Genomic DNA, 24651 nt, shown 5'->3' on the forward strand with positions numbered 1-24651 from the left:
CATCCTTGGCCAGATCCAGGCCTGCGGTCTTTACTGTCATTGGGTGGCTCCTTTCCTAGCAGTCGATGACAACTGCACTTTGGCACATTTGATGCCGGTGGAGCAGGAGCCACCCACCTCATCCGGTTTGGAGGGCTACGCAGCAGCAATTATTGAGTGGCTGAATGGCAGCTCTGGGCCGAACCCAATAGGCGAAGCTGGCCGCACCGCACTTTGATCTTGAGGAAAACGAAGCTGGCGCTTACGCCGAATTCGATATCCACTACCCCGCCGAAAGGGTGGGGTAGTGGTTCTCAAGCTGTCGTCAAAGAAAGATCAATCCGGGGAGGTAGGCTTCTTGCGCTCCACTCGTTCGAGGGTTTTTGACCCAGTGCTCTCCATTTTATCCACCGTTGCCAGTACCACGGCGATGCGTTTCTCATCTGGCGGATGTGTTCCCCAGAAACTCAGCTGACCGTCGGCTGATTTTAGGTTCTCGGGGCGTGCGAAGAACTTGGCACCCCTGACAGGATCATAGCCTGCAGTTTTGGCGATGTATGTTCCAATGACGTCGGACTCGAGTTCATAAGTCTGACTGAAGGCCTTGTTGCCGACTTTCATCCCCAGACTCACCGCATTCTCGATATTTGCCTGGTTTATGCTCGGATCCACGTATGGGCTCGACCCGGCAGCAGCCAATGCTCCTAGAATAATTGCACCGGCGACCGCCTGATGTTGCTGCTTTTCTATGTGCTGGGCAAGGTGATGACCAACTTCGTGCCCCATGACAAATGCTAGTTCGTCTTCGTTGCGGGCGTCGGCTATCATTGGCAACGTAAACACGACAAGCGGCTGGCCCTCTTTGTTGTAGGTCTGGAAAGCGTTGCGTTCTTCGGCCTTTGTGTCGACCCTGATCAAAACATGACAATCAAACGCCTTGCGATCTTGAGAATTCTGGCGGCAAAAATTTTCCGCTACGGGTTCAACGCGACGCACTACCCTGTTGAATTGGTTGATGGCCTGCTTTGGAGATAGCCGTCTTCCGGTCGTGGTAGTTTGTGGGTTACGTTCCTGAGCAAACATCGCCTTTGCCTCGGCTTGATGAGTCTCTGAAAGCTCTGTGACCTGATAGGTTGTGCCGCAGGCTGACAATGCGGCAAGACCGGCGATGATGGCAATTATTCTGGTTTTGCGAAAGAGTGGCATGTGCTTTTCTGGTTGTCTGATCAGATTAGTGGCAGTGGTACGGTTGCTTTCCAGCGTGGCAGCATTTGCCCGGTGGTGAATCTCTTCGGCATCCTCCGCCGTGCTCGACAATTTCATTGGCAAGCAAAAATTGAGAACTAGCGTTCTCAACTGGAAGATCTGATCCCATGGGCAGTACGAGATAAAGGGAAAGAATAATCGAAAAGGTGTTCAAACGGGCCTCTGGTGGTTGGTTGTGATAGTCATTTGAAGTGACTTGGGCGTGTTATTTCGGATGAATTGGCACCCGATGCGCCCCTCCCTGAACTGCGTGAGCCTCACGTCAAGAAAAGGTGTCAAAATGACACCAATGTGGCATTCATAGTCATCTAAATGGAAACCCTTTTGGCGATGGCTTTTTCCCTTGTTGCCGACCGGAGAACATAGCAACGTCGTCGTGAATTATTGTTCAACGGCAAAGAGGTAAATAACATGGCTGGGAAATTTGAAATCTTTGAAGACAAGGCCGGAGAGTTCCGGTTTCGGCTCAAAGCCGGAAATGGTGAGATTATCTTGGCTAGTGAAGGCTACGTGCAAAAAGCAAGCGCTGAGAACGGCATCGCGTCGGTAAAAACGAATGCACCAAATGATGATAGATACGAGCGCAAAGAAACCAAATCAGGTGGGTATATGTTCAACCTGAAGGCCAGCAACGGGCAGGTGATCGGCACCAGCGAGAGCTACACCAGCGCGTCTGCTCGGGACAACGGTGTTGAATCCGTAAAAAGAAATGCACCAGACGCACGTATCGAAGACCTGACTTGACCTAACAAAAGCTGAGCTTTTGGCTGAGCAACGTGCTTGGCGGTCTGCGCGGTCGAAACAAGAAGCCGCCCCGTTGGAGTGGCTTTTTTCTTCTTCGTTTTGCGAGCCGCGAATGCTCGCATTTCCTCAGAGATTTCCAGATGCCTATCCTCGCGCATCCCAATGCAGGTTTTGCCTGGGTGCCATTCGAAAAAGGGAGTACTTCGGCGAGTGGCACGTTGACCCCGAAGACTACTCGGGCCGAATTTACTTCATGCCAAATGGGACAGACAAACCCAGTCGCGTCCGACCTAATGATTGGGTGTTTTTGCTGCATGATCCGTTGGCTTGAACAGCGAGACAAAATAGAGCCCGAATGTTTGGTTTGAGCCCGGTGCGGCAAAGGAAAAATGGAGAATTGGTCAGCTGTACTTACTTAGTGCGCGAACAATTTGCTCGCTATCCGGGGGACAGAAAAATGGGACATACCGTCCCTCTATCGGGTTTCCGCCAGCTCTATCCATCAGCACCGCGAGGGCTACGGCGGTTGAGTTCAGTTTCACATACTCAATTAGTTCGTCGTTTTTAGCGATTGAGTATTTGAGCGCACCAGAATTACGAAAATGGACGAACAGTTCGAAGGTCGCAATGTCAAACTGAATCGACAACAAGCCTGAATCAAAAGGTTTATCGTGAAAGAAGATGATTTCACCCCTACTATTTACCACCATCTCTAACCTAATATCTCGACCGGTAAAATCACGCTGAGTTGCCTTTACCGGCTGAATAATCTCCAATATTCGCTTTATGTCATTACCAATATCCGTCAGCTTTTCCTCAAGAGTTCCTATGCCACGCAGAGTTTCCATTAGAAGGTGCGGTTCTAAACGTCGAAAGTAACCTTCATTCTCGATAGCAGCCTCTAGAGCGGCGCGTACAACGAGATGGGCGAATTTTTTTGCTACATCGGAACCTTGGGGCCCGAAGACAGTTGGTTCGCGGGAAGCCAGCTTGTTTAGGATGAGTGGCGTTGCCGCGTCTGGGAATCCTACGGAGCTTCTCGACGATTCCGCGAGCTCCTTGCGATCTAGAAAACAACCCGTAAGAGCGCGATCCATTGCCTTGTCAGCAGCCTCCAAGTCGGCACGGTTATCCCAGCCTTCGGTCGCTGCATAAAACTCAAGATCGGTTCGTATTGATTTGCGCATCTTTTCGAGCGCAGCTCTAGACTCTGGGCCATGTTTCCGAACAGCATCTGAAACCACTGCCACAAGCCCAGCCGCGCCTATTGCTACCCCCACTGCGGCTTCTGCGCCGCCTCCGAAGGCCAACCAACCACAGGTCGCAGCAAGAGCGGTCGCACGATCAACTGAGTCCTCGAAAAATGCCAAAGCGAATACCAATCGGGCAAGTGGGCGTTTATGTTATGGTATTGCACCACTTTATCATCTGAAATTCAAACCTGCTGTGAACAGTACGCGTGTGCAATGCGCAGTACCGATGGCAGCCAACGATTGCGGCTGAAAGTTGAACGGCCTCTCCGTCTTGCGACGCCGTCTTCTGCAAGACACAAATGCTGCACCATCATTGAATGTCTGTTTTAGGGAGCTGCACTGCGGCGCCGGCGACTTCAGTGAAGGTCTTCTTTGGGCCGCTTACTTTCTACCAAAACAAATACGTCTGCTTTTCCGCAAATCGGAAATTGCAAAGCTTGGTTGAGGAGGTCCGGTTTGTGTTGTACAACTATCTTAGTCGATACTGTGCCTGGTCCGAATTTCCGATTTTCCTATGAAAGCACTGCGCAAATTCGTGGCAGCCGAAGCAATCTTCTGATCTCTGCAACCCAATGCAATACTGCGACGCTATTCTGGTAAGCTGACACGGTCCGCCGCTCTTGCCGAGTGGCGCGTACTTTGCGCGGCATAAAGGACAGCCCTATTGGCCTAACTGAGACTGGTTCGCTTTGTCTGACAGCGCCCGCTGAACTGGCTGCTTAAGCTCATTGCGATCACCAAGACAACTCAGCGCGCTCAGAACTTTGCAACTGAACCTTTTGCATCACATCCGGGGTTGTCTGCGAATTGAGAATTAAGGGGATCGCGCTATTTTGTTCTGTGGGAAAGCCAACATGGAGATTGCAAGGAAACGCCTATACCTCCTCTGTCTCATCATCCTGTGCTTCCTGTCGGCGGGCCGATTGAACGGCCAGGCTGATGTGGCAGATGCAAGCGGGAACCGTGTGTTGCACACGGTGATCGAGGGGCCAATAGGACCAGCAACCGTGCACCACGTTGCACGCGTCCTTGAAAATTCAAGGAGCCAGAACACTTCGGCGGTCATATTACAGCTAAACACGCCCGGGGGGCTGGCCGACGCAACGCGCGAAATCATCTCGGAGATACTGCTGTCACCCGTTCCGGTGATTACCTATGTCGCCCCACCCGGCGCCCATGCGGCCAGCGCGGGGACATATATCTTATATGCCAGCCATGTCGCAGCGATGGCACCGGGAACCAACCTGGGTGCTGCCACTCCGGTTGCTATTGGCGGGTTACCCGGCGGTTTGCCCGGGCAACCGCCGCATGAGACAGGTGAAGATAGCAAAGCAGAAGACGGCGACGCGGCCGTGGACCCGCTGGCGCCCAAGGATGCAATGTCGGCCAAGGCCACCAATGACGCGGCGGCCCTGATCCGCAGCCTGGCTGAATTGCACGGTCGCAACGCCGATTGGGCGGAAAGCGCGGTGCGGCAGGCCGAAAGCTTGTCTGCGGCGCAGGCACTGGAACTGAATGTTATCGATCTGATAGCTTCGGATCTGGGCTCACTTTTGCGGGACGCGGACGGTCGCAGCGTGGTGATGGGCGAAACCCGGCATATGCTGAAGCTTTCCGGACTTCCCGTGGACCGGGTCGAGATGGGGACGGTTACGCGAATTCTCAGCATACTTTCAAACCCGAACGTGGCGCTGGTGTTGATGATGCTTGGCGTTTACGGCTTGATCTTTGAGTTCTGGAATCCCGGCGCGATAGTTCCCGGCGTGGTCGGCGCCATATGCCTGACGCTGGGCCTTTATGCACTTAATCAGTTGCCGCTTGACTATGCCGGGCTGGCGCTGATCGGGCTTGGTATTGCGTTCATGGTGGCAGAAGCCTTTTCGCCAAGTTTCGGGGTGCTGGGGCTTGGCGGGATTATCGCCTTTTCTCTGGGCGCCGCGATGCTTGTGGACACGGATGTCGAAGCCTTCCGCGTCTCGTGGTGGCTGATCGGCGTCATGGCACTGTTCAGCGCGTCAATTCTGGCCGTGCTCCTGGGCTACACGATCCACGCCTATCGGCGTGCACCGGTGTCAGGTGCGAACCGGATGCTGGGGGCGCAGGCCCGCGTGCTCGATTGGTCAGGCGGTACCGGGTTCGTCTGGGTCGAAGGCGAGCGGTGGCAGGCCCGTGGACGAACCGGCCTGCAGCCCGGGCAAGACGTGCGCATTCTGGAGGTCGACGGCCTCACGCTGCATGTCGGGCCCGCAACCGGCGAGAAATCAGAAACTGGCGGAGGAGTATGATGATTGAAGTATTCCAGTTTGAATGGATCGCCTATCTCATTGCGGTGGTGCTGGTGTTCCTGTTCCTGCAAGCCGCGATTTACATCTTCCGGGAATATGAACGCGGCGTGCTGTTCACACTGGGGCGGTTTACGCGGGTTTCAGGGCCGGGCTTTGTTCTGATCATTCCTGTGGTGCAGCAGCTTGTACGCACTGATCTGCGCATGTTCGTCGAAGATGTTCCCAGCCAGGATGTGATCAGCCGCGACAATGTCTCGGTCAAGGTCAACGCGGTGATCTACTTTCGCATCGTCGACCCGCAGCGCGCCATCATCAACGTAGCCGATTTTCGGGCCGCAGTTAGCCAATTGGCGCAGACCACGCTGCGCTTGGTTCTGGGCAAGCATGAACTGGACGAGATGTTGGCCGAACGCGACAAGCTCAACGCAGATATTCAAGAGATTCTGGACCGCCAGACAGATGCCTGGGGCATCAAGGTCGCGAATGTCGAGATTAAGCATGTGGATATCAACGAAAGCATGGTTCGCGCCATTGCCAAACAGGCCGAAGCTGAACGCTTGCGCCGGGCGCGTGTGATCAACGCTCAGGGTGAGTTCCAAGCGCGTCGAAATTGGTGGAGGCTGGCAAGTTGTTAGCAACCCAGCCGAACTCAATGCAACTGCGTTACTTCAACGCTCTTAATGACATTGCTGCCGACGGTACGACGACGGTTGTTTTTCCGCTGCCCATCGATCTTCTTCCGAAGGCTCAAAAGAATAGTGAATGAGGCGTAGTCGATTGTCTTGCGTTTCTCTTCCATGCGTCGCTTGCGCGCCTCTGACTAACCGCTTCTGGTCTCAGACATTGTGCCCGAGTGTTCCAGGCTGGTTTGCGGAAACGCCGCGAAGGAGGAGGTAAATGTGATCACACCAAGATCCAAGGAATCAATTATCGTGCTCGGGGGCACAGGTTTCCTTGGACGTCGTGTCGTTCAGATGTTGTTGGACCAGGGGTTCGCTGTCAGCATCGCGACGCGCTATCCGAAAAAGATCACGCAATCAAACGGTGATCCCAATCGTGATGTTCGCGTGGTGCAAATTAGTATAAGAGATTCCGGAAAATTGGAACGCGCCTTTGTGGGTGCGGCAACAGTGGTCAACTGCATCGGCCATTATTTCGCAACCCGCACGGATACGTTCAGGGATGTGCATGTGAACGGAGCGTGTGCAGTCGCCAAGGCGGCGATGTCAGTTGGTGTAAGCCGTCTTGTTCACATTTCTGGAATTGGTGCTAATCGAATCTCTGCTTCAACCTACGTTCGCGCTCGAGCGCAAGGAGAAGACGAGGTGCGCCGGGCCTTTCCAGCGGCCACGATATTGCGTCCAAGCGTTATGTTCAGCCGCAGCGGCGCGTTTTTCGGCGATCTTGATTCAATCGTTCGGCGCATGCCAATCCTTCCACTGTTCGGTGACGGCAGCGTTCGATTGCAACCGGTCTACGTCGGTGACGTTGCGAAGGCGGTGGCCCGTGCTTCGGATTTTGCCGATTGTCGTGGTCGCGTGTACGAACTGGGTGGGCCAGATGTATTTTCATACAAGGACATAATTCAACGACTGGCGCAGCGCGGTGGCAAGAAGAGACTTCTGCTGCCCGTGCCTTACAAGTTTTGGTGGTCCCTTGCAGCAGTGTTGGCAATCCTGCCCAAGCCACCGATCACATCTGCGCAGGTGGCGCTCATGCAGCAGGATAATGTAGTCGGTGCGAATGTCGCAAATTTCACGAATCTTGGGATCGATCCGAAATCCGCAATAGCGTTGGGATTGGTGTGACCAAACCGCAGTGCCGTCTCAATTGGCAACACATGCAGGTACTCTGAGTGAAGCATCTGAGATTTTGGAGAATCGAGCAAACGGCGGCCTTTGTGGGGTATGGTTCTAGTCGTTTACTGAAGGGCGTGACCTGGCGGAAAGCCACTGCGATACGACTGCGCTGAGGTTTGCTTAGTGAATGCGAAAAGGCGGGTTGGATTTGGTTTGGGACACCTAACACCGAGAAATTCTTGTTAAAAAAGGTGATTTGAGGCACAATTCACTGACACATTGAACATTACCACAGTCCGATTTCCGGCAGTATCGTGCCGGAATGAAAACGCGCGTCGGGAGTCGACGTCGATGGAACAGGGGTTTTTTCTGCTATTTGCGATTGGGGCTGTGGCCGCGGCCCTGGGAGTGGTGTTTGCGCGCAATCCGATCCACAGCGCGGTGGCACTGATGGCTTGTTTCGTCAATATTTCGGCAATTTTCGTGATGCTTCAGGCACCGCTTCTCGCGGTTATCCAGATCTTTGTCTATGTCGGCGCGATCCTGGTTCTGTTCCTGTTCGTGACCATGATGCTGGATATCCGCGATGCAACGCTACGACGGTTTCTGCCGGGGAGCAACTTTGCCGCTTTCGGACTGGTGGCGCTTTTGGGGATTGAGATGCTGGTACTTGTCCTGATGGGCAGGCAGTTCCCAGAAACCATCGCGGGGACTACAACCGGCGGTGAGATCCGCGAGCTGGGTACGACGTTGTTTGCCGATTACCTGCTGCCCTTCGAAGTGGCCTCGGTCATCCTGCTTGTTGCCCTGGTCGGTGCCATCGTGCTGGCACAGAAGGAGTCGCGCTGATGGTGCCGCTGTCTTGGTATATCATTCTGGGTGTCATCCTCTTCGTGGTTGGTGCAGCTGGGGTTCTGGTGCGACGTAATATCCTTGTGGTCTTGATGTCGCTGGAGCTGCTGCTGAACTCGGTCAACATCAACTTTATCGCGTTCGCTCATTTCCATGACGATTTCCGTGGCCGCATCTTCGCGATTTTCATTATCGCAATTACCGCGGCGGAAGTTGCCATCGCTCTTGGTATCCTTGTTGCATTGGTGCGGAACAAGGCCACGCTGAAGGTCGATGAAATCACGATCATGCGGGGTTAGCGGTGGAGGCGGTTGTGTCCATAAGGCCGCTTCTGGCCATCGCCATTGCCGGGCTGGCATCAGGGCTGGTACTTTATCTCCGTGATCGCGTTGGGCCACGGGACCTCGTGTCGCCCGTCGCGTCAGTGGTTCTGTTTGCGCTGGTTGCGTCGATGGCGCCCCGGGTTTTGTCGGGCGGAACCTATGAACTCGTTCTGTTCGAGGTTCTGCCGGGGGTCGATTTCGCGTTCCGGGTCGATGCGCTGGGGATGGTGTTTGCCACCATATCTTCGCTGCTGTGGATTTTCGCGTCGATCTACACCATCGGCTACATGCACAGCCTTGGCGAACATGCGCAGACCCGGTTCTACATTTGCTTTGCCGCCAGCCTTGCCGCCGCCATTGGCGGGGCTTTCGCGGCCAATCTGTTTACGCTGGTGATCTTTTATGAGGTGCTGAGCCTCGTGACCTACCCGCTGGTCTATCATCACGAGGATAACGAGGCCTGGGACGGGAGCCGCAAATATCTCGTTTATCTGATGGGCGCATCCAAAAGCGCTTTGTTGGCGGCCATAGCGCTGACCTACCATCTGGCTGGCACGCTCGATTTCGTGCCCGGCGGATTGCTGGCCGGAGTCGAGGCCGCGCCGGTCCTTCTTACGGTTGTCTATTTCTGCTATCTCTTCGGGTTCGCGAAAGCGGCGTTAATGCCGTTACATGCCTGGCTACCGGCCGCGATGGTGGCCCCAACCCCGGTCAGCGCGCTTCTGCATGCCGTGGCGGTGGTGAAAATGGGTGTCTTCTGCGTGTTGCGCGTGGTGTTCGATGTCTTCGGCACCGGGTTGATGGATGCGCTGGGGCTTGCAATCGCCACGGCCTATCTGGCCTCTTTCACCATTCTGACCGCCTCGATCTATGCGCTGACCCGCGACGATCTGAAGGCGCGGCTGGCGTACTCCACAGTCAGTCAGCTTTCCTACATTATCCTCGGGGCGGTTCTGTTTTCACCTGTCGCAATGGTCGGAGGCATCATCCATATCGCCGCGCATGCTTTCTCGAAAATCACGTTATTCTTTTGCGCAGGCTCGATCTACTGCGCCACGGGTAAGCGGAAGATCAGCGAGATGGGTGGCATCGGGCGGCAATTGCCCTGGACCATGGCTGCCTTCTTCGTCGGATCGCTTGGCATGATCGGCGTGCCGCCGGCCGGAGGGTTTGTGTCCAAATGGTATCTGGCATGGGGCTCGGTCGAAGGGGGGCAGTTCGTCTTTCTGGTCGTGCTACTGGTCAGTTCCATCCTGAATGCCGCCTATTTCCTGCCGGTCAGCTATATCGCGTTTTTCGGCAAGGAAGCGGAGGGGGAAAGCCGCGTCCGTGAAATTCCGCTGGTCACGGTACCGCTGGTCGCAACGGGGATTTTGTCGCTCTTGATGGGCATTTTCCCCGGCTATTTCATCACATTGGCAGAGGAGGTGGTCAGATGATCGCGCGTATCGTTGGGTTCTTTGGAGACTCGAAATATGCCAATCTCCGCCTTCGCCTGTTCTACTTGGTGCTGGCCCTGATCGTCGCGGCAGATTTCGTGGTTCCCCGGGAACACGTTGAATACCTGTGGGAACGCATACCGGGCTCGTCGGCGGTTTATGGGTTCGCTTCCTGTGTGGCGATTATTTTTGTTTCCAAGTTCCTCGGTCATCAGGGCGGGCTCATGCGGTCCGAAGACTACTATGACTGAGTTCTTGCACCCCACAATATTGTTCTTTTCCGGGGCCCTGGTGACCCCGTTTTTGCACGGGACACGCCGCAAGCTCTGGCTACTGCTGGTCCCGGCCCTTGCCGTGGCCGTCGTTGCGATGGCCCAGCCCGGCTCATACGGCGCAGTCCGGTTTCTGGGGCAGGAGCTTTTGATTGCCCGGGCCGACAAACTGAGCCTGGTCTTTGCCAGCGTCTTCACCATCATGGCGCTGATCGGCATGATCTACGCCCTGCATCTGCGCCGACCTGGCCAGCATGTCGCAGCCTTCCTCTATATCGGCAGCGCGCTGGGGGTGGTGTTTGCCGGCGATTACCTGACGCTCTTCGTGTTTTGGGAGGGTATGGCTTTTGCCTCTGCCTATCTCATCTTTGCAGCGGGTGATGAAAAGGCGGTTCAGGCCGGGTTCCGCTATCTGATGGTGCATCTCACCGGGGGTATCGCGCTGTTGGGCGGGGTGATCCTGCACGGGGCGGCGACGGGATCGGTAATATTCGGCCCCATCGAAGGACCGCTGGGTGCCGCTGCCTACCTGATCCTGATCGGCTTTACCCTGAACGCCGCCGTGCCGCCATTGAATGCCTGGCTGACCGATGCCTATCCCGAGGCGACCGTCACTGGCGCTGTGTTCCTGAGCGCCTTTACCACCAAGACCGCTGTTTATGTGCTGGCCCGTGGCTTTCCGGGGGCCGAACTGCTGGTCTGGTTCGGCACCGCGATGGCGATCTACGGGGTGATCTATGCAGTGATGGAAAACGATTGCCGCCGTCTGCTGGCCTATCACATCGTCAGTCAGGTGGGATACATGGTGGCCGGAATCGGCATCGGAACCGAGATGGCGTTGAATGGCGCAACCAGCCATGCCTTTGCCCATATCCTCTACAAGGCGCTGCTGTTCATGGGGGCCGGCGCGGTGATCTATGTCACCGGACGGCGCAAACTGACCGAACTTGGCGGGCTCTACCGGACTATGCCGCTGACTGTGACGCTTTATATGATCGGGGCCTTTGCGATTTCCGCCTTTCCCTTCTTCTCGGGCTTCGTCACCAAGTCGATGGTGGTCGCCGCTGCCGGGTACGATCACCGGGCAGCGGTGATGTTGCTTCTGACGCTGGCGTCGTCGGGGACGTTTCTGCATACCGGTCTGAAACTGCCCTATTACATGTTCTTTGGTCGGGACAGCGGCCTGCGCCCGCCCGAGCCGCCGCGCAACATGCTGATCGCCATGAGTATCGCCGCGGCACTGTGCATCGGCATCGGCGTCTATCCCGCGCCTCTCTATGCGCTGCTGCCTTATGAGGTCGATTATCACCCCTATACATGGGCGCACGTGACCGAGAGTCTCGGTATCCTGATGTTCACGGCGCTTGGTTTTGTGCTGTTCCTCAAGGCGCTGGACCCCGAGGATACGATCAGCATCGACACCGATTGGGTCTATCGAAAGGGTGCGCGGGCGTTCATGCGCTTCGCTGAAAAGCCGTTCGCGCGCTATGAACAGGCAGTCAGCGCGGTGTCGGAAAAAACTTTGCTGCCCTTTATGCACCGTTCGGCGCAGGCCGGGCTTCGAGCCGATCTGGGCGGGATTGATGCGATAGTGAACGGCGTTGCCCGCAAGGTACTACGCAGCGGTGAACGACTGCGCCGGGTCCAGACTGGCATCGTGACCCATTACGCGGTTGGAATGATCGCGGGCGTTATCGCCGCCATCACCGTTTTCGCCGTTGTGTGGCTTTAGGAGGTGGCATGGGGTTTCCGTTGCTCAGCCTCATCATCTTTCTGCCGGTGGCGGGGGCTGTGGTTGTTCTGTTCATGCGGGATGCGCAGACGATAAAATGGACCGCATTTGCGGTTACGCTTGTCGATTTTGGCCTCTGCCTGCTTCTGCTGCTGAGTTTCGACACCTCCACGCATGAGATGCAGTTTGCCGAACAGCGGAACTGGATACCTGCACTGGGGATCAAATACGCGGTCGCGGTTGACGGGATATCGGTGCTATTTGTTTTCCTCACCGCTCTCCTTGGCTGGATCTGTGTTTTAGCCTCATGGAACGCCATCGCGAAGATGATCAAGGCTTTCATGGTCAGTCTGCTTACAATGCAGGCGCTGATGCTGGGCGTCTTTTCGGCGCTTGATCTGTTTCTGTTCTACGTGTTCTGGGAGGCGATGCTGGTGCCGATGTACGCGATCATCGGAATTTGGGGCGGCGAGCGGCGCGTGTATGCGGCGTTCAAATTCTTCCTCTACACATTGGCGGGCAGCGTACTGTTTCTGATTGGGATCATCGTGCTGTATTTTCAGGGCGGCAGGACCTTCGACATTCTTGCCCTGATGAACGCGGATCTTGGGTTCGTAACGCAAGCCTGGCTGTTTTTTGCGTTTCTCATCGCCTTTGCCGTGAAGGTGCCGATGGTGCCGGTGCACACCTGGCTGCCGGATGCCCATGTCGAGGCGCCTACAGCGGGCAGTATCATTCTGGCGGGTGTTCTGTTGAAGATGGGCACCTACGGGTTTCTGCGTTTCTCACTGCCGATGCTGCCCGAGGCATCGGTTCATTTCTCGACCCTGATGCTGGTCCTGTCCGCCGTTGCGATCGTTTATGGGGGTTTGCTGGCGCTGGCGCAGGACGATCTGAAAAAGCTGGTGGCCTATTCCAGCATCTCGCATATGGGCTTTGTCACGCTCGGTATCTTTGCTCTGAACAGCCGGGGGGTTACAGGCGGAATCCTACAGATGTTCAACCACGGCATAACCACAGGGGCGCTGTTTCTGTTTGTTGGGCTAATGTACGAGCGCACGCACAGCCGTAGCATCGCCGATTACGGCGGGCTCATGAAGATCGCGCCGCTGTGTTCTATTTTTCTCGGGTTATTTACGCTGTCATCAATGGCGCTGCCGGGGTTGAATTCTTTTGTCGGTGAGTTGCTCATCCTGTCGGGCGCATTTGCCGCAAATCCGCTACTGGCGGGCATTTCGATCCTTGGCGCTGTTCTTGCAGCCGCGTATCTGCTGAGCATGTTCCGGCGCGTGGCTCTGGGCGCTGCGCGAGTTGGCGAGCGGTTCGATTTCTGGGATCTCGACCGGCGCGAGCTTGCCTCAATCCTACCTCTTGCCGTTCTGGTGATATGGATCGGCCTTTATCCAAAGCCGTTCCTTAGCATTATCCAGATTTCGACCGATCACTTGCTGACACAAGTGCATGAAAAGGAGGGTGCAGAGTGAACCAGACGCAACTCCTCCAGTCGGTTCTGGCCAGCCTGCCCGAGATCGTAGTGATCGCCGGAGGCTGTGTCTTGTTGCTCCTGAGCCTGTTCGTCCGGCCTGAGCGTGGGTATATCTTGGATCTGGCCGCGATTGCCGTGGTTCTAGTTGCCGCCGCACTGACCTTGGCATTGGCGGATCATGACTTGCTTGTCTATTCCGGCATGTTTGCGTCCGATCGGTTTTCCGCCTTTTTCAAGGCCATTTTCTACATAGCCACCGTACTGACCCTCTTGCTGTCGCGTCGATATGTCGAGATCGAACGGGTTCAGCGCGGAGAATACAATGTGCTGCTGCTGTTTGCGCTGTCCGGCATGATGATCATGGCTTCGGCCACCGATTTGCTGTCGATCTATGTCGGGCTCGAATTGATGGCACTTTGCACCTATGTTCTCACGGGGCTTTTGCGGCGGGAGGTACGCTCGAACGAAGCAGCGCTGAAATACGTGATCCTGGGCGCGGTTTCGACGGGTGTGTTCCTGTACGGGGTATCGTTGATCTATGGGTTGACCGGCACCACCGAACTTGACGGTATCGCCACCGCCGTCACCGCGAGTCAACGCGACCCCGGTCTGCTGTTGGCGGTCGTGTTCATCGTTGCCGGGCTTGTGTTCAAGGTCGGCGCGGTGCCGTTTCATATGTGGGTTCCCGACGTCTATGAGGGCGCACCTACCCCCATTACCGCCTTCATGTCCGTGGGGCCCAAGGCCGCCGGGTTCGCGGTGATCCTGCGGGTTGTTTTGAACCCGCTCTTGGCAGCGACGGAGGTCTGGATTGTAGTTGCCGTGATCGCTGTTTTCACCATGGCGCTCGGCAGTTTCGTGGCATTGGTGCAGGACAACATCAAGCGCTTGCTGGCCTATTCCAGCATCGCCCATTCCGGCTTTGCGCTGCTGGGCATTGTGGCAGGTGGCCCGGATGGTGCGGCAAGCGTGATGCTGTATCTGCTGATCTACACCTTCATGAATATCGGGATTTTCGCAGCCGTCATCGCGATGCGGTCCCAGGTCAGCCGGGGTGAAGCCATCAATGACTTTTCGGGCCTTTCCAGATCGCACCCCGCGCTTGCCCTGTCGATGCTGCTGTTTCTGTTCGCACTGGCCGGCATCCCGCCCACCGCCGGGTTCTTTGCGAAATTCTACGTGCTGGTGGCGTTGATCGAAGGGGGGCACGTAGCGATTTCCGTCATCGCGGTGCTGCTGAGCGTGGTTGCGGCCTATTTCTACATCCGTATCGTTATGGTGATCTACATGCGCAATCCGGCTGGAGAATTCGAGCTGGCGTATACGCCCGGCCTGAAGCTGGCGCTGGCTATTGCCGCCCTGGGGACTATCGTGATCGGCCTGCTGCCTGCGTGGTTCCTGGAACTGGCGCAATCGTCGGTGTTGGCGGGGTAGGCGGCGGTGTCACAGCCCCGGAAAACTGGAATCGACGTGCTGCTTGTGGTAGAATGCGTGACAATACGTTCAAGTTATTGGTGAATATCCGGAGCGAGGGGCCGCTTATTTAAGGAGGATATTCCAATGAATGTCTTGGAGCATATCTATACTCTGGAAAAACACCTGAACACGTTGGAACAATCAGCCGACAATCCGTCGAAGGACGCGTTTGCGGCGGTTCGTTCAGCGGTTGACGATGCCAAGTCGCATGATGGGCACGCTACCTGGGTGATTGCCGATCTGTCGCGCCTGGACAGCGCGCTGGCATCGTTTGGCGCTCTGCACAAAGGTGGTGCAGAGGGCGACGCTGAATTGCAGGCTCTGACGCATGAAGCACAAGCGGCGCTGACTCGCGACCTTTCGAAACGCCGGGCAGAGCTGATGGCATATGTCGGCCGCAAGATGGCAGGCGACGGAAACACCGCATATGTTCGCGAGATCAAGGACCGCGCTGCGTTCGGGCCTCCCGTCGTCTCTGATGGCGCCCTGCAGGTTTATGTGGGAACGGACGGGGCTGGCGATCCGGATGACGGGATCGACGACCTGACCGCAACATGTGGCGTCTGGGTCTGTATCTTTGACCATTGTGCGTGTGTCGAGTGGGAATGCAGCGGCGACGGGCCGAGTGGTAGCTTCCCCTAGCGCTTGCCACACACAAGTTTGCGGGTCTGAGAGCCCCTTTACAAAGGTTTTAAGTTGAAAAACCTGCGCCCGCGTTTATCCTTATTGGCAAGCAGGAAGGGCACAGAACCTTTCCGGGGGCGCGAGTGCCCCCGTTTGCCGGGGCAGGTATCGCCCGCGCAAGATCCGTCGAGCAATGGGATTTTGCGGTATGACCGGACTTGAATTTCTGCCTGTTCTCATCATGGTTGCCGGGGTTGTCCTCGTGGTGACCGCGACACTTTTTGTCTCGTCACTGCTGCGCCCGTCCAACCCGTATCCGGCAAAGAACATGCCCTATGAATGCGGCATGGACCCTGCGGGTGAGGCCGCGGCGGGTCAGTTCAAGGCGCAGTTCTTTCTGATTGCGATCCTGTTCGTCGTTTTTGACGTCGAGGCAATGTTTCTTTTCCCCTGGGCTGTCGTGCTGAAAGAGATCGGCATCGTCGGCTATATCGAGATGTTCGTTTTCATCGTGCTGCTGCTTGTGGGGTTTGCTTACGCCTGGTTGAAAGGAGCGTTGGAATGGGAAACGTAATCCGTGACAGCGTGCTGTTCACCACGACCGACCAGATCGTCCGTTGGAGCCGTAAATCGGCGCTCTGGCCCGAAACTTTCGGCATCGCCTGCTGCGCGATCGAGATGATTTCGGCCGGATGCGCGCGCTATGATCTCGACCGGTTCGGGATTGTGTTCCGGCCATCGCCGCGCCAGTCCGACGTGATGATCATCGCCGGTACGGTGACACGGAAATTCGCCCCGGTGATCCGCCGCCTTTACGACCAGATGCCCGAGCCGCGCTGGGTCATCGCCATGGGCACCTGCGCCATTTCCGGCGGGGTTTACAACACTTATGCGGTCGTTCAGGGATCTGAGACTTTTGTGCCGGTGGACGTGCATGTCCCCGGTTGCCCGCCGCGCCCCGAGGCGCTGATGCACGGGTTTCTTTTGCTACAGGAGAAAATCAAGAAATCGGAGGCGCTTGCGGATACGCCGCTTGGCCGGGCTGCGGGTCCATGACCAATGCTGCAGTCCCCTTCATTGCCCGGCTCGAAAAGCGGTTCGGCGATACGGTTTCCTACACCGGTGTTTCACATGGCATCCACGTTTTCACCGCTTCACCCGAAATCATCGTTGATCTCTGTCGGATTCTAAAAGACGAACTGGGCTTCAATTTTCTCTCCGACATTTGCGGAGTCGATTACCTGCCGGAAACACCCAGATTCGAGGTCGTCTACCACCTGTATTCTCTGTCCGACAAATGGCGCATCCGTCTGAAATGCCGGCTAGAAGACCCACCACATATCGCCAGTGTCGCTGGCATCTGGCGTACCGCCAACTGGCACGAGCGTGAAGCGTGGGACATGTATGGCATCACCTTCGACGGCCATCCGGACTTGCGCCGCATTTATATGTGGGAGGGGTTCGAGGGGTTTCCGCAACGCAAGGACTTTCCGCTCAGGGGCTACAGGGATGAATTGAACCCCTTTGGCGCCGAAGGGGTGCCGCCAACGCGACCGGATCTTGAGACCAAAGACATTCCCGGCGGCACCGGAGAAAAGTCATGACCGAAGCCACGGAACTCAGGCCGCCTCCAGGCGGGTTGCCGGACACCAAGGAGGTGCTGCTGAACCTCGGGCCGCAACATCCCAGTACGCATGGGGTATTGCGGCTGGTGCTGGAAATGGATGGTGAATATGTCGAACGGGTCGACCCGCATATCGGCTATCTGCATCGCGGCACGGAAAAGCTGTCCGAGACCTTTACCTATACGCAGATTTTCCCGCTGACCGATCGGCTGGATTATGTCTGCCCGCCGTCTAACAATTTGGCCTTTGCGCTGGCGGTGGAAAAGCTTCTGGACATTGAGGCACCTGTACGCGCGCAGTACATCCGGGTCATCTTGGCCGAGCTTGCGCGGCTGTCGGGGCACCTGCTGATCACCGGCGCATTGCCGATGGATCTCGGCGCGATGACTGCGCTGCTTTACGCGATGCGCGAACGGGAAATGATCATGGACCTGATGGAGATGGTCACCGGCGCGCGGATGCATACCTCGTATTGTCGGGTAGGTGGTGTGCGCGAGGATCTGCCCGAGGAATTCGCAGGCAAGATCAGAGAGTTCTGCGACATCTTCCCCAATCGTATCCGTGATTACGAACGCCTGGTCGAGAAAAACCGGATGTTCATTAAGCGCACCAGGGGCATCGGCGTAATTGAGCCCGAGGATGCGATCGACCTTGGGTTGAGTGGTCCAAATTTAAGGGCATCGGGCGTGGATTGGGACATTCGCCGGGATGAGCCTTATGAAATTTACGATAAGGTCGAGTTTGATGTGATTACCCGCGAGGAAGGCGATTGCTACGCCCGTTGGCGCTGCCGGGTCGAAGAGATGCGCGAAAGCGTCAGGATTATCGAGCAATGCCTGAAGCAGATGCCCGAAGGCCGGTTTCTGGCGGATATTCCCACAGTGGCCTTCCCGGTCAATAAGGACCGCGTGCACAATTCGATGGAGGCGCTGATCCAGCACTTCGACCTATCGGCCTATGGGTTCAAAGTTCCGACGGGCGAGGTCTACTCCGCCATCGAGGCTCCGAAAGGTGAACTTGGGTTCTATATCGTCAGCGATGGCAGCCCCAAACCTTTCCGGATGAAGGTTCGGGCACCTTCGTTTGTCAATCTCCAGGCCCTCTATGGCGCGAAAAACGCCCATTATCTTGCCGACATGATCGCGGTGTTGGGCAGTCTGGATCCGGTGATGGCGGAGGTGGACAAGTGAACGCGCCAATGGACATGCGTTTGCGGATTGAGGCAGCGGCGGCGCGGTATCCCGACCAACGCTCAGCTATCATGCCTGCACTTTACATCGCGCAGAAGGAACGCGGCGTTCTGACCGGCGAAGTGCTGGAAGAGGTGGCCGACATCCTTGGCGTGGAACGGATCTGGGTCTATGAGCTGGCTACCTTCTACACGCTCTATCACACCGAACCGGTGGGTCGGTTCCACTTACAGCTCTGCAACAACCTGTCCTGCATGTTGTGCGGCGCAGAGGCGTTGCAGGCGCATATGGAACAGGTGCTGGGCATCGCAAATGGCGGCACGACCGAGGACGGGTTGTTCACTATGTCCACAGTGGAGTGCCTGGGTGCCTGCGAAATGGCGCCGGTGATGCAGGTTGGCGATGATTACCACGGTAATCTGGATACGGTTCGGATTGACGACTTGCTGGCGGCCTTTCGAAACGCAGAGAGGGCGGGCGATGATTGAGGCTGTTCTTCTCAGGAATGTCGGCATCCCCGACAGCCAACAGTTGAGCGTATACGAAGCCGTTGGCGGGTATACTGCGCTTGCCAAAGTGTTGAAGGAATACCCCCCCGAAGAGGTCATCGAAATTGTCAAAGACTCGGGCCTGCGCGGGCGGGGCGGGGCGGGATTTCCAACCGGGGTCAAGTGGAGCTTTGTTCCGAAAGGCGGGGAGACTCCGAAATACCTGTGCTGCAATGCGGATGAGGGTGAGCCGGGCACATTCAAGGACCGGATCATCATGGAGGAGGATCCGCATCTGCTGATTGAGGGGATGGCCATTTGCGCCCACGCGATTGGGGCCGAGACGGCTTATGTCTACGTTCGCGGTGAATATGTGAAGGCGATCCGAACCTTGCAGGCTGCGATCTCAGAGGCGCAGGAAAAGGGGTATCTCGGGCACCGAATAATGGGGTCGGATTTTAGTTTCGATGTCCATATTCATGAAGGCGCAGGCGCCTATATCTGCGGCGAAGAAACCGCGATGCTGGAGTCACTGCAAGGTCGGCGCGCGCAACCGAAACTGAAGCCGCCTTTCCCGGCTGTGGCCGGGCTGTATGACAGTCCTACGGTCATCAACAACGTCGAGACGCTGGCTTGCCTGCCTGCCATTGTCGAACGCGGCGCACACTGGTTTCACGGGATTGGGCCGGAAAAAAGTCCGGGACCCAAGCTCTATTGTCTGTCCGGACATTTGCGAAAGCCCGGCCTCTACGAGCTGCCGATGGGTATCCCACTGCGTGAACTGATCGAGGAATATGGGGGCGGACCGCCCAAAGGCCGCCGGATCAAGGCGGTTATCCCCGGAGGTGTGTCGGCGCCGCTGATCCCCGAATGCGGGCTGGATGTGGGCATGGACTTTGACTCGCTGGCGGCCGCCGGATCCATGCTGGGTTCGGCGGGAGTAATCGCGATTGATGACAGCACCTGCATCGTCAAGGTTGCGACCCGGATCATCGAGTTTTTTCACCACGAAAGCTGCGGCAAGTGCACGCCCTGCCGCGAAGGGCTGGACTGGGTGGTCAAGATCCTGCGCCGGATCGAAGCGGGCGAAGGCGCGCCCAACGATCTGGATCAGTTGGAGGGGCTGTGCAACGGTATTTTTGGCAATACTTTCTGTGCTCTGGGTGATGGTGCGGCGATGGGGCTGCGCGCATCGCTGGAGCATTTCCGGGACGAATTTGTTGCCCATATTGATGAAGGGAGGTGTCCGTTTCATTGAGCGACACCAGTGACATCACTACCCTGGCCGTCACCATCGACGATCACGAATTACAGGTCCAGCCGGGGACCACGATCCTGAGCGCTGCGGAAGGGTTGGGCATCGACATTCCCACCTTCTGCTTCCAGAAGCGGCTGCCGGTCCTGGCGTCGTGCCGGATGTGCCTTGTCGAGATCGAAGGGCAGGGTAAGTTGCAGCCCGCCTGCGCCACGGCAGTGATGGATGGAATGGTGGTGCGGACGACAACGGATCAAGTTGCCGAAACGCGCTCGGTCATGCTCGATATGCTGCTGGCCAATCACCCGCTCGACTGCCCGATCTGCGACAAGGGCGGGGAATGCGAATTGCAGGACATGGTGATGGAATACGGCCCCCGGGAAAGCATGTTCCGCGATCCAAAACGGGTGTTTCATTCCAAAGACATTCAGCTCAGCCCGGTCGTCATCATGAACGTCAACCGCTGTATCCAGTGCCAGCGCTGCGTGCGCATGTGCGAAGAGGTGGTCGGCGCGGTGGCCCTCGGCACCGTCGAGAAGGGCATGGATACTGCCGTGACCGGGTTTGAAGGCAGTCTTGCCAGTTGCGACCAATGCGGTAACTGCATCGAGGTTTGTCCGGTCGGGGCGCTGATGAGCTTTCCTTACCGCTACAAGTCGCGGCCCTGGGATCTGGTTGAGACCGATACGATCTGTGCCCATTGCGGAACTGGTTGTCACCTGACGGTGGGTTCGCGTGACGGCGAGTTTATGCGGGTGCGGTCACAGTGGGACAAAGGGCTGAACCTGGAAACCCTGTGCGTGCGCGGGCGGTTCGGGATGGATGTGTTTGCCAGTCCGGACCGCATCAAGCGTCCGATGGTCCGGCAGGGCGATGCACTGACGCCAGTATCCTGGGAAGACGCGGGCGACTATTTGCGCGACCGGCTAACACAGGCTAGGGGCCACGCAGCAGGGATTGCCTCACCCCGATTGACAAATGAGGCGCTGTTTCAGTTCGGGCGTCTGATACAGGGTGCCTTTGACAGCGATTTGGTCGCGATGTCTTCGCGTTTCGATTTTCCTAATGCGCTTGATCCGCTGCTGCGCGATTTCTATTCACGTGCGCCCTTCGAAGAGGCCATCAAGAACGATTGCACGCTTGTCATCGGCAGCAACGTGACCGAAGAAAACCCGGTTAGCGAGTATCTGTTGCGTGGCGCAGTGCGAGGTGGGGCAACGCAACTCTGTCTGCTGTCGGCACGCCCGTCCCGGCTGGATGCAGATGCACGCGCCTTTATGCGCATGCTTCCGGGTACCGAGGCTTTTGTTCTGTCGGAACTACTCGACAATCTGCCTGATCCGGCCACCTCGAAATTAGAAGCGGGGAATGTGCGCGGTCAGAACGGGCCGGCAATGGCAGGATTGGACGATTTGATTGCCGCGCTGTCCGCGGCCCCTGGTGTAACGGTTTTGATGGGTATGGACCTGTTCAGAACCCCCGATACCGAAGCAGTCGTTTCTTTGCTTCATTGCCTTTTGTACCGCCTGCAGACTCTTGGAAAAAACGTTGTGCTGCAGGGGCTTTTTGATCGTTCCAACCAGATGGGGGCGCTGGACATGGCAGGTAAGCGCCCTGTGACGGTCGGTGAGGTGCTCGATCTGTGCGCCGAAGGGCAGGTCGGCACGCTTTACACTGCGGGTGCCGATCCCGTCGGGTCCTATCCAGATCGCGCCCGTGTTGTTGACGCGCTGAAGAAAGTAGATCTTCTGATCGTGCAAGATTGGGTTCAGACGGACATTGCTGATCTGGCTGACGTAGTTCTGCCTTCGGCGTCGCATGGCGAAGAATCCGGAACCTTCACCAACAATGAAGGGCGGGTTCAGGTGGTCGGCAAATTCCGTACTCCGGTATTCGCAGCGCGGAGCAATATTGAGATATTCGAGTGGTTTGCGGAAATTCAAAGTGCCCCTCTGGAACGCGGGGATCAAGCGAGAATTTTCAGCGACATTGCCAGGACGATCCCCGCATATTCCGGCCTTTCGGTCGACCAGATTGGACCGGACGGAGTATTCACCTCTGTGCTGAAGCGGCCCTTGGATGGATCGCCCATTGTGCCAGAACAGACCAAATTGGTAAGCGAGGAAGGGTTGGCGTTGATTACAGGTAACGGGCTGTTTTACGGGGGAACTTTCTCGGAACACTCGGCCACGCTGGCCACGGTAGCGGAAGAGCCTTACGTTGAGATGAGCACCATAAATGCCGAGGAGCGAGGGCTTGCGGCCATGCAAATGGTGGTTGTCACATCAACTGCAGGGGACCTGACGGCCCGGCTGAAGGTTAACCCGCGGTTTCCCGAGGGGCTGGTGTTTGTCCCGGAAAGTTATCGAAGCCTGCGGCTCAACAGCCTGATGAAAAATGGCGAATATCCGTGTCGCGTCGAAGTCCGCAAAGCTGACAGCTGAAGCCCGCGCAAAATGTTGCGGATCAGTGATACCCGGTGCCTGCGATATAAGCGTGCAGTTCCTTTTGCGTCCTCAGCGCTTCATCCAAGCGCGCCTTGACCACATCGCCAATGCTGACCACCCCGACGAGCGTGTCACCGTCCAGCACCAGAACATGTCGTGTCCGCTTTTGGATCATTGTCGCCGAGACCTTTGGCAGCAAGTCATCCTTCGAGCAGGCGGAGATGTCGCTGCGCATGATTTCCGAAACGGGTAAATTGGCAACCCCGGCGCCTCGTTGCGCCACGGCGTTGCAAAAGTCACGCTCGGAAACCGTGCCTGAAACATGTGCCGGCGTTGTACTCACGATGGCCAGGCCGATCTGTTTTTCATGGAAGAGTCTCAGGACCTCGACCATCGTCGTGTCCGGGCTTACCGAAATCACCTCGGAGCCTTTCAACCGCAAAATGTCAGAAACGAACATTCACACCTCCTTGACAGCTCACCCCGCCAGTTACCGCATGTGCATTTCTGTTTTCCAGTGAACGGAAATACGGGCATTACTTGCGCCGAATGTTCCGCCACCAATTGTATCCCGCGTCCTGCGCGGTCTCTACACGTACCCCGTCTTTGGTTTCCAGACGGGCGTTCACCACACCGCCACCGGTTTCAGCCTTGCCGGGCTTCGTCAGAAGCGTATCCCGGTCGACCACCAGATGGGCGGAGTCGTAGCTGGAAAACTCGTATTCTTGTCCCAACGCGATGGCGTCCGCCGGGCATGCGTCCTCGCAAAGTCCGCAAAACAGGCACCGTGCGGTGTCGATGTCGAATACTTTGGGGTGGCGCGCGCCGTTTTCGTCCTCGTAGGGAACCACGGTGATACAGTCGCAGGGGCAAATCTTGGCGCAAAGTTCACAGGCGACGCAGTTAATCTCGCCTTCTTCGTTACGCTTTAGGAAATGGTGGCCGCGATAACGCGAATAGGGTAGCCATTTTTCCTTGTCAGGATACTGCTCAGTCACCGGACGCGACAGCATGTAGCTGAACGTCAGCACCAGTGCATCACCAAGGTCGGCGAAGAACGCCCACCCGATCCAGCCTTGCCGTTTATTTGCAGCGTCTGTCATGGTTGCCCTCATAGGAAAACAACCCCGGTTATCATTATGTTCGCGAGTGAAAGAGGAAGCAAGACCTTCCACCCGATCTCCATCAACTGATCATAGCGGTATCGCGGGAAGGTGAAGCGGAACCACATGAAGACATAGATGAAAAAGGCCACTTTCAAAATGAACCAAAGGATCGGCGGCAAGGGGATCAAAACGCCGTTCCAGCCGCCAAAGAACAAGATCACCGTCAGGACCGAGACTAACACCATCACCACATATTCGCTGACCATGAAAAAGATGAAGCGGATGCCGCTGTATTCAGTGTGAAATCCCGCGCCCAGGTCACCTTCGGCCTCGGCCAGATCGAAGGGAATGCGCTGTGCCTCGGCCAAACCGGCGACGAAGAAGACGAAGAACCCCACAGGTTGATACACGACGTTCCACATATCGGCCTGCGCACGCACAATATCGAGAAGGCTCATGGACTGTGCCAGCATCACCACCCCGATGACTGCAAACCCCATTGGAATCTCGTAGCTGATCATTTGGGCGCAGGTCCTCAGCCCACCCAGAACCGAATATTTGCTGTTGGAAGCCCAGCCGCCAAATATGACCCCGTAGACCTCGATCCCGATCACCGCGAATACGAATAGAAGGGCTACATTCATGTCCGAGACATACAGAGTGATTTCGTGACCCAACACCGAAACGCTCTCGCCAAAAGGTATCGCGACAAACACGACAAACGGCGGTAGCATCGCCAGAATTGGGGCTAGTTTAAATACCAGCCGATCAGCATCGGCAGGTATATGGTCTTCTTTGGTCAGCAGCTTTATGCCGTCGGCCAAGGGCTGCAACAATCCATGCCACCCAACGCGCATCGGACCCATTCGCTGCTGAATGTGGCCAGCGATCTTGCGTTCAAGCCAGACCAGCGGAAGCGGCAGCAACAATAGCGCCGCGATCAGGATGGCGACCTTCAGGACGATCAGGCCAATTGCGATTGCAAGTTCCATGGCTATAGGCTCGTTCGA

Annotated in this window: 26 protein-coding genes; 20 read left to right on the forward strand and 6 right to left on the reverse strand. The window is 56.6% G+C overall.

What is annotated here, in order from left to right; all coding sequences use genetic code 11:
- Positions 1 to 217, forward strand: a 217-nt coding sequence (locus tag MHN28_RS21930; RefSeq protein WP_239344826.1) for a hypothetical protein, incomplete at its 5' end; no start/stop codon positions are given.
- A gap of 98 nt (positions 218 to 315) precedes the next feature.
- Here MHN28_RS21930 and MHN28_RS21935 read toward each other — a convergent pair.
- Positions 316 to 1302 carry a M48 family metallopeptidase gene (locus MHN28_RS21935; RefSeq protein ID WP_239344827.1) on the reverse strand — a complete coding sequence of 329 codons (987 nt, stop codon included), beginning with the start codon at positions 1300 to 1302 and terminating at the stop codon, positions 316 to 318.
- A 354-nt stretch (positions 1303 to 1656) separates the two neighbouring features.
- Between MHN28_RS21935 and MHN28_RS21940 the strand changes: the two genes are divergently transcribed.
- The gene (locus MHN28_RS21940) at positions 1657 to 1989 is read left to right on the forward strand and encodes a YegP family protein (protein WP_239344829.1); all 333 of its coding nucleotides are present in this window, start codon (positions 1657 to 1659) and stop codon (positions 1987 to 1989) included.
- 401 nt (positions 1990 to 2390) lie between these two features.
- Here the strand turns inward: MHN28_RS21940 and MHN28_RS21945 are convergent, their stop codons facing one another.
- Positions 2391 to 3359, reverse strand: a complete 969-nt coding sequence (locus MHN28_RS21945; RefSeq protein ID WP_239344831.1) for a hypothetical protein — start codon at positions 3357 to 3359, stop codon at positions 2391 to 2393.
- A 737-nt stretch (positions 3360 to 4096) separates the two neighbouring features.
- Between MHN28_RS21945 and MHN28_RS21950 the strand changes: the two genes are divergently transcribed.
- Positions 4097 to 5527, forward strand: a complete 1431-nt coding sequence (locus MHN28_RS21950) for a nodulation protein NfeD (RefSeq protein WP_239344833.1) — start codon at positions 4097 to 4099, stop codon at positions 5525 to 5527.
- A complete protein-coding gene (locus MHN28_RS21955; RefSeq protein WP_239344835.1) occupies positions 5527 to 6162 on the forward strand; it encodes a slipin family protein in 636 nt (211 codons plus the stop codon). The genes MHN28_RS21950 and MHN28_RS21955 overlap by 1 nt, the downstream gene beginning before the upstream one ends.
- 14 nt (positions 6163 to 6176) lie before the next feature.
- Here the strand turns inward: MHN28_RS21955 and MHN28_RS21960 are convergent, their stop codons facing one another.
- The gene (locus MHN28_RS21960; protein WP_239344837.1) at positions 6177 to 6326 is read right to left on the reverse strand and encodes a hypothetical protein; all 150 of its coding nucleotides are present in this window, start codon (positions 6324 to 6326) and stop codon (positions 6177 to 6179) included.
- Positions 6327 to 6426: 100 nt separating this feature from the next.
- Here MHN28_RS21960 and MHN28_RS21965 point away from each other — a divergent pair, with 100 nt between their 5' ends.
- The 16 genes from MHN28_RS21965 to nuoG all read left to right on the forward strand — a co-directional run bounded on the left by MHN28_RS21965 (position 6427) and on the right by nuoG (position 22532).
- The gene (locus tag MHN28_RS21965; protein WP_239344839.1) at positions 6427 to 7335 is read left to right on the forward strand and encodes a complex I NDUFA9 subunit family protein; all 909 of its coding nucleotides are present in this window, start codon (positions 6427 to 6429) and stop codon (positions 7333 to 7335) included.
- Between the two features lie 342 nt (positions 7336 to 7677).
- Positions 7678 to 8175, forward strand: a complete 498-nt coding sequence (locus MHN28_RS21970) for an NADH-quinone oxidoreductase subunit J (protein WP_239344841.1) — start codon at positions 7678 to 7680, stop codon at positions 8173 to 8175.
- Complete coding sequence (gene nuoK / locus MHN28_RS21975; RefSeq protein ID WP_239344843.1) at positions 8175 to 8477, forward strand: NADH-quinone oxidoreductase subunit NuoK; 303 nt, start codon at positions 8175 to 8177, stop codon at positions 8475 to 8477. The genes MHN28_RS21970 and nuoK overlap by 1 nt, the downstream gene beginning before the upstream one ends.
- 14 nt (positions 8478 to 8491) lie before the next feature.
- Positions 8492 to 9940, forward strand: coding sequence for a monovalent cation/H+ antiporter subunit D family protein (locus MHN28_RS21980; RefSeq protein WP_239344845.1), 1449 nt, complete (start codon positions 8492 to 8494; stop codon positions 9938 to 9940).
- Positions 9937 to 10191: a hypothetical protein gene (locus tag MHN28_RS21985; protein WP_239344847.1), complete on the forward strand. Its 255-nt coding sequence runs from the start codon at positions 9937 to 9939 to the stop codon at positions 10189 to 10191. The genes MHN28_RS21980 and MHN28_RS21985 overlap by 4 nt, the downstream gene beginning before the upstream one ends.
- A complete protein-coding gene (locus MHN28_RS21990) occupies positions 10184 to 11944 on the forward strand; it encodes a Na(+)/H(+) antiporter subunit D (protein WP_239344849.1) in 1761 nt (586 codons plus the stop codon). The genes MHN28_RS21985 and MHN28_RS21990 overlap by 8 nt, the downstream gene beginning before the upstream one ends.
- Positions 11945 to 11952: 8 nt before the next feature.
- Positions 11953 to 13428 (forward strand): NADH-quinone oxidoreductase subunit M, encoded by a 1476-nt coding sequence (locus MHN28_RS21995; RefSeq protein ID WP_239344851.1) that lies wholly within the window; start codon positions 11953 to 11955, stop codon positions 13426 to 13428.
- A complete protein-coding gene (locus MHN28_RS22000; protein ID WP_239344853.1) occupies positions 13425 to 14864 on the forward strand; it encodes an NADH-quinone oxidoreductase subunit N in 1440 nt (479 codons plus the stop codon). The genes MHN28_RS21995 and MHN28_RS22000 overlap by 4 nt, the downstream gene beginning before the upstream one ends.
- A 126-nt stretch (positions 14865 to 14990) precedes the next feature.
- On the forward strand, positions 14991 to 15548 hold the full coding sequence (locus MHN28_RS22005) for a hypothetical protein (RefSeq protein WP_239344855.1): 558 nt from the start codon (positions 14991 to 14993) through the stop codon (positions 15546 to 15548).
- Between the two features lie 190 nt (positions 15549 to 15738).
- Positions 15739 to 16104, forward strand: coding sequence for an NADH-quinone oxidoreductase subunit A (locus tag MHN28_RS22010; RefSeq protein WP_170496052.1), 366 nt, complete (start codon positions 15739 to 15741; stop codon positions 16102 to 16104).
- On the forward strand, positions 16092 to 16586 hold the full coding sequence (locus MHN28_RS22015) for an NADH-quinone oxidoreductase subunit B family protein (protein ID WP_239344857.1): 495 nt from the start codon (positions 16092 to 16094) through the stop codon (positions 16584 to 16586). Before MHN28_RS22010 ends, MHN28_RS22015 begins: the two co-directional genes overlap by 13 nt.
- A complete protein-coding gene (locus MHN28_RS22020; protein ID WP_239344859.1) occupies positions 16583 to 17134 on the forward strand; it encodes an NADH-quinone oxidoreductase subunit C in 552 nt (183 codons plus the stop codon). Before MHN28_RS22015 ends, MHN28_RS22020 begins: the two co-directional genes overlap by 4 nt.
- Positions 17131 to 18345 (forward strand): NADH dehydrogenase (quinone) subunit D, encoded by a 1215-nt coding sequence (nuoD, locus tag MHN28_RS22025; RefSeq protein ID WP_239344861.1) that lies wholly within the window; start codon positions 17131 to 17133, stop codon positions 18343 to 18345. The genes MHN28_RS22020 and nuoD overlap by 4 nt, the downstream gene beginning before the upstream one ends.
- On the forward strand, positions 18342 to 18833 hold the full coding sequence (gene nuoE / locus MHN28_RS22030) for an NADH-quinone oxidoreductase subunit NuoE (RefSeq protein ID WP_239344863.1): 492 nt from the start codon (positions 18342 to 18344) through the stop codon (positions 18831 to 18833). Before nuoD ends, nuoE begins: the two co-directional genes overlap by 4 nt.
- On the forward strand, positions 18826 to 20091 hold the full coding sequence (gene nuoF / locus MHN28_RS22035; protein WP_239344865.1) for an NADH-quinone oxidoreductase subunit NuoF: 1266 nt from the start codon (positions 18826 to 18828) through the stop codon (positions 20089 to 20091). The genes nuoE and nuoF overlap by 8 nt, the downstream gene beginning before the upstream one ends.
- Positions 20088 to 22532, forward strand: coding sequence for an NADH-quinone oxidoreductase subunit NuoG (nuoG, locus tag MHN28_RS22040; protein ID WP_239344867.1), 2445 nt, complete (start codon positions 20088 to 20090; stop codon positions 22530 to 22532). The genes nuoF and nuoG overlap by 4 nt, the downstream gene beginning before the upstream one ends.
- Before the next feature lie 22 nt (positions 22533 to 22554).
- Here nuoG and MHN28_RS22045 read toward each other — a convergent pair whose 3' ends face one another.
- The 3 genes from MHN28_RS22045 to nuoH all read right to left on the reverse strand — a co-directional run bounded on the left by MHN28_RS22045 (position 22555) and on the right by nuoH (position 24633).
- Complete coding sequence (locus MHN28_RS22045) at positions 22555 to 22995, reverse strand: CBS domain-containing protein (protein ID WP_239344869.1); 441 nt, start codon at positions 22993 to 22995, stop codon at positions 22555 to 22557.
- Between the two features lie 76 nt (positions 22996 to 23071).
- Positions 23072 to 23638: an NADH-quinone oxidoreductase subunit I gene (locus MHN28_RS22050; RefSeq protein ID WP_239344871.1), complete on the reverse strand. Its 567-nt coding sequence runs from the start codon at positions 23636 to 23638 to the stop codon at positions 23072 to 23074.
- A gap of 8 nt (positions 23639 to 23646) precedes the next feature.
- Positions 23647 to 24633: an NADH-quinone oxidoreductase subunit NuoH gene (gene nuoH, locus MHN28_RS22055; protein ID WP_239344873.1), complete on the reverse strand. Its 987-nt coding sequence runs from the start codon at positions 24631 to 24633 to the stop codon at positions 23647 to 23649.
- Positions 24634 to 24651: the final 18 nt, after the last annotated feature.

The organism is Ruegeria sp. Ofav3-42 (assembly GCF_022347725.1).
Taxonomy (GTDB): domain Bacteria; phylum Pseudomonadota; class Alphaproteobacteria; order Rhodobacterales; family Rhodobacteraceae; genus Ruegeria.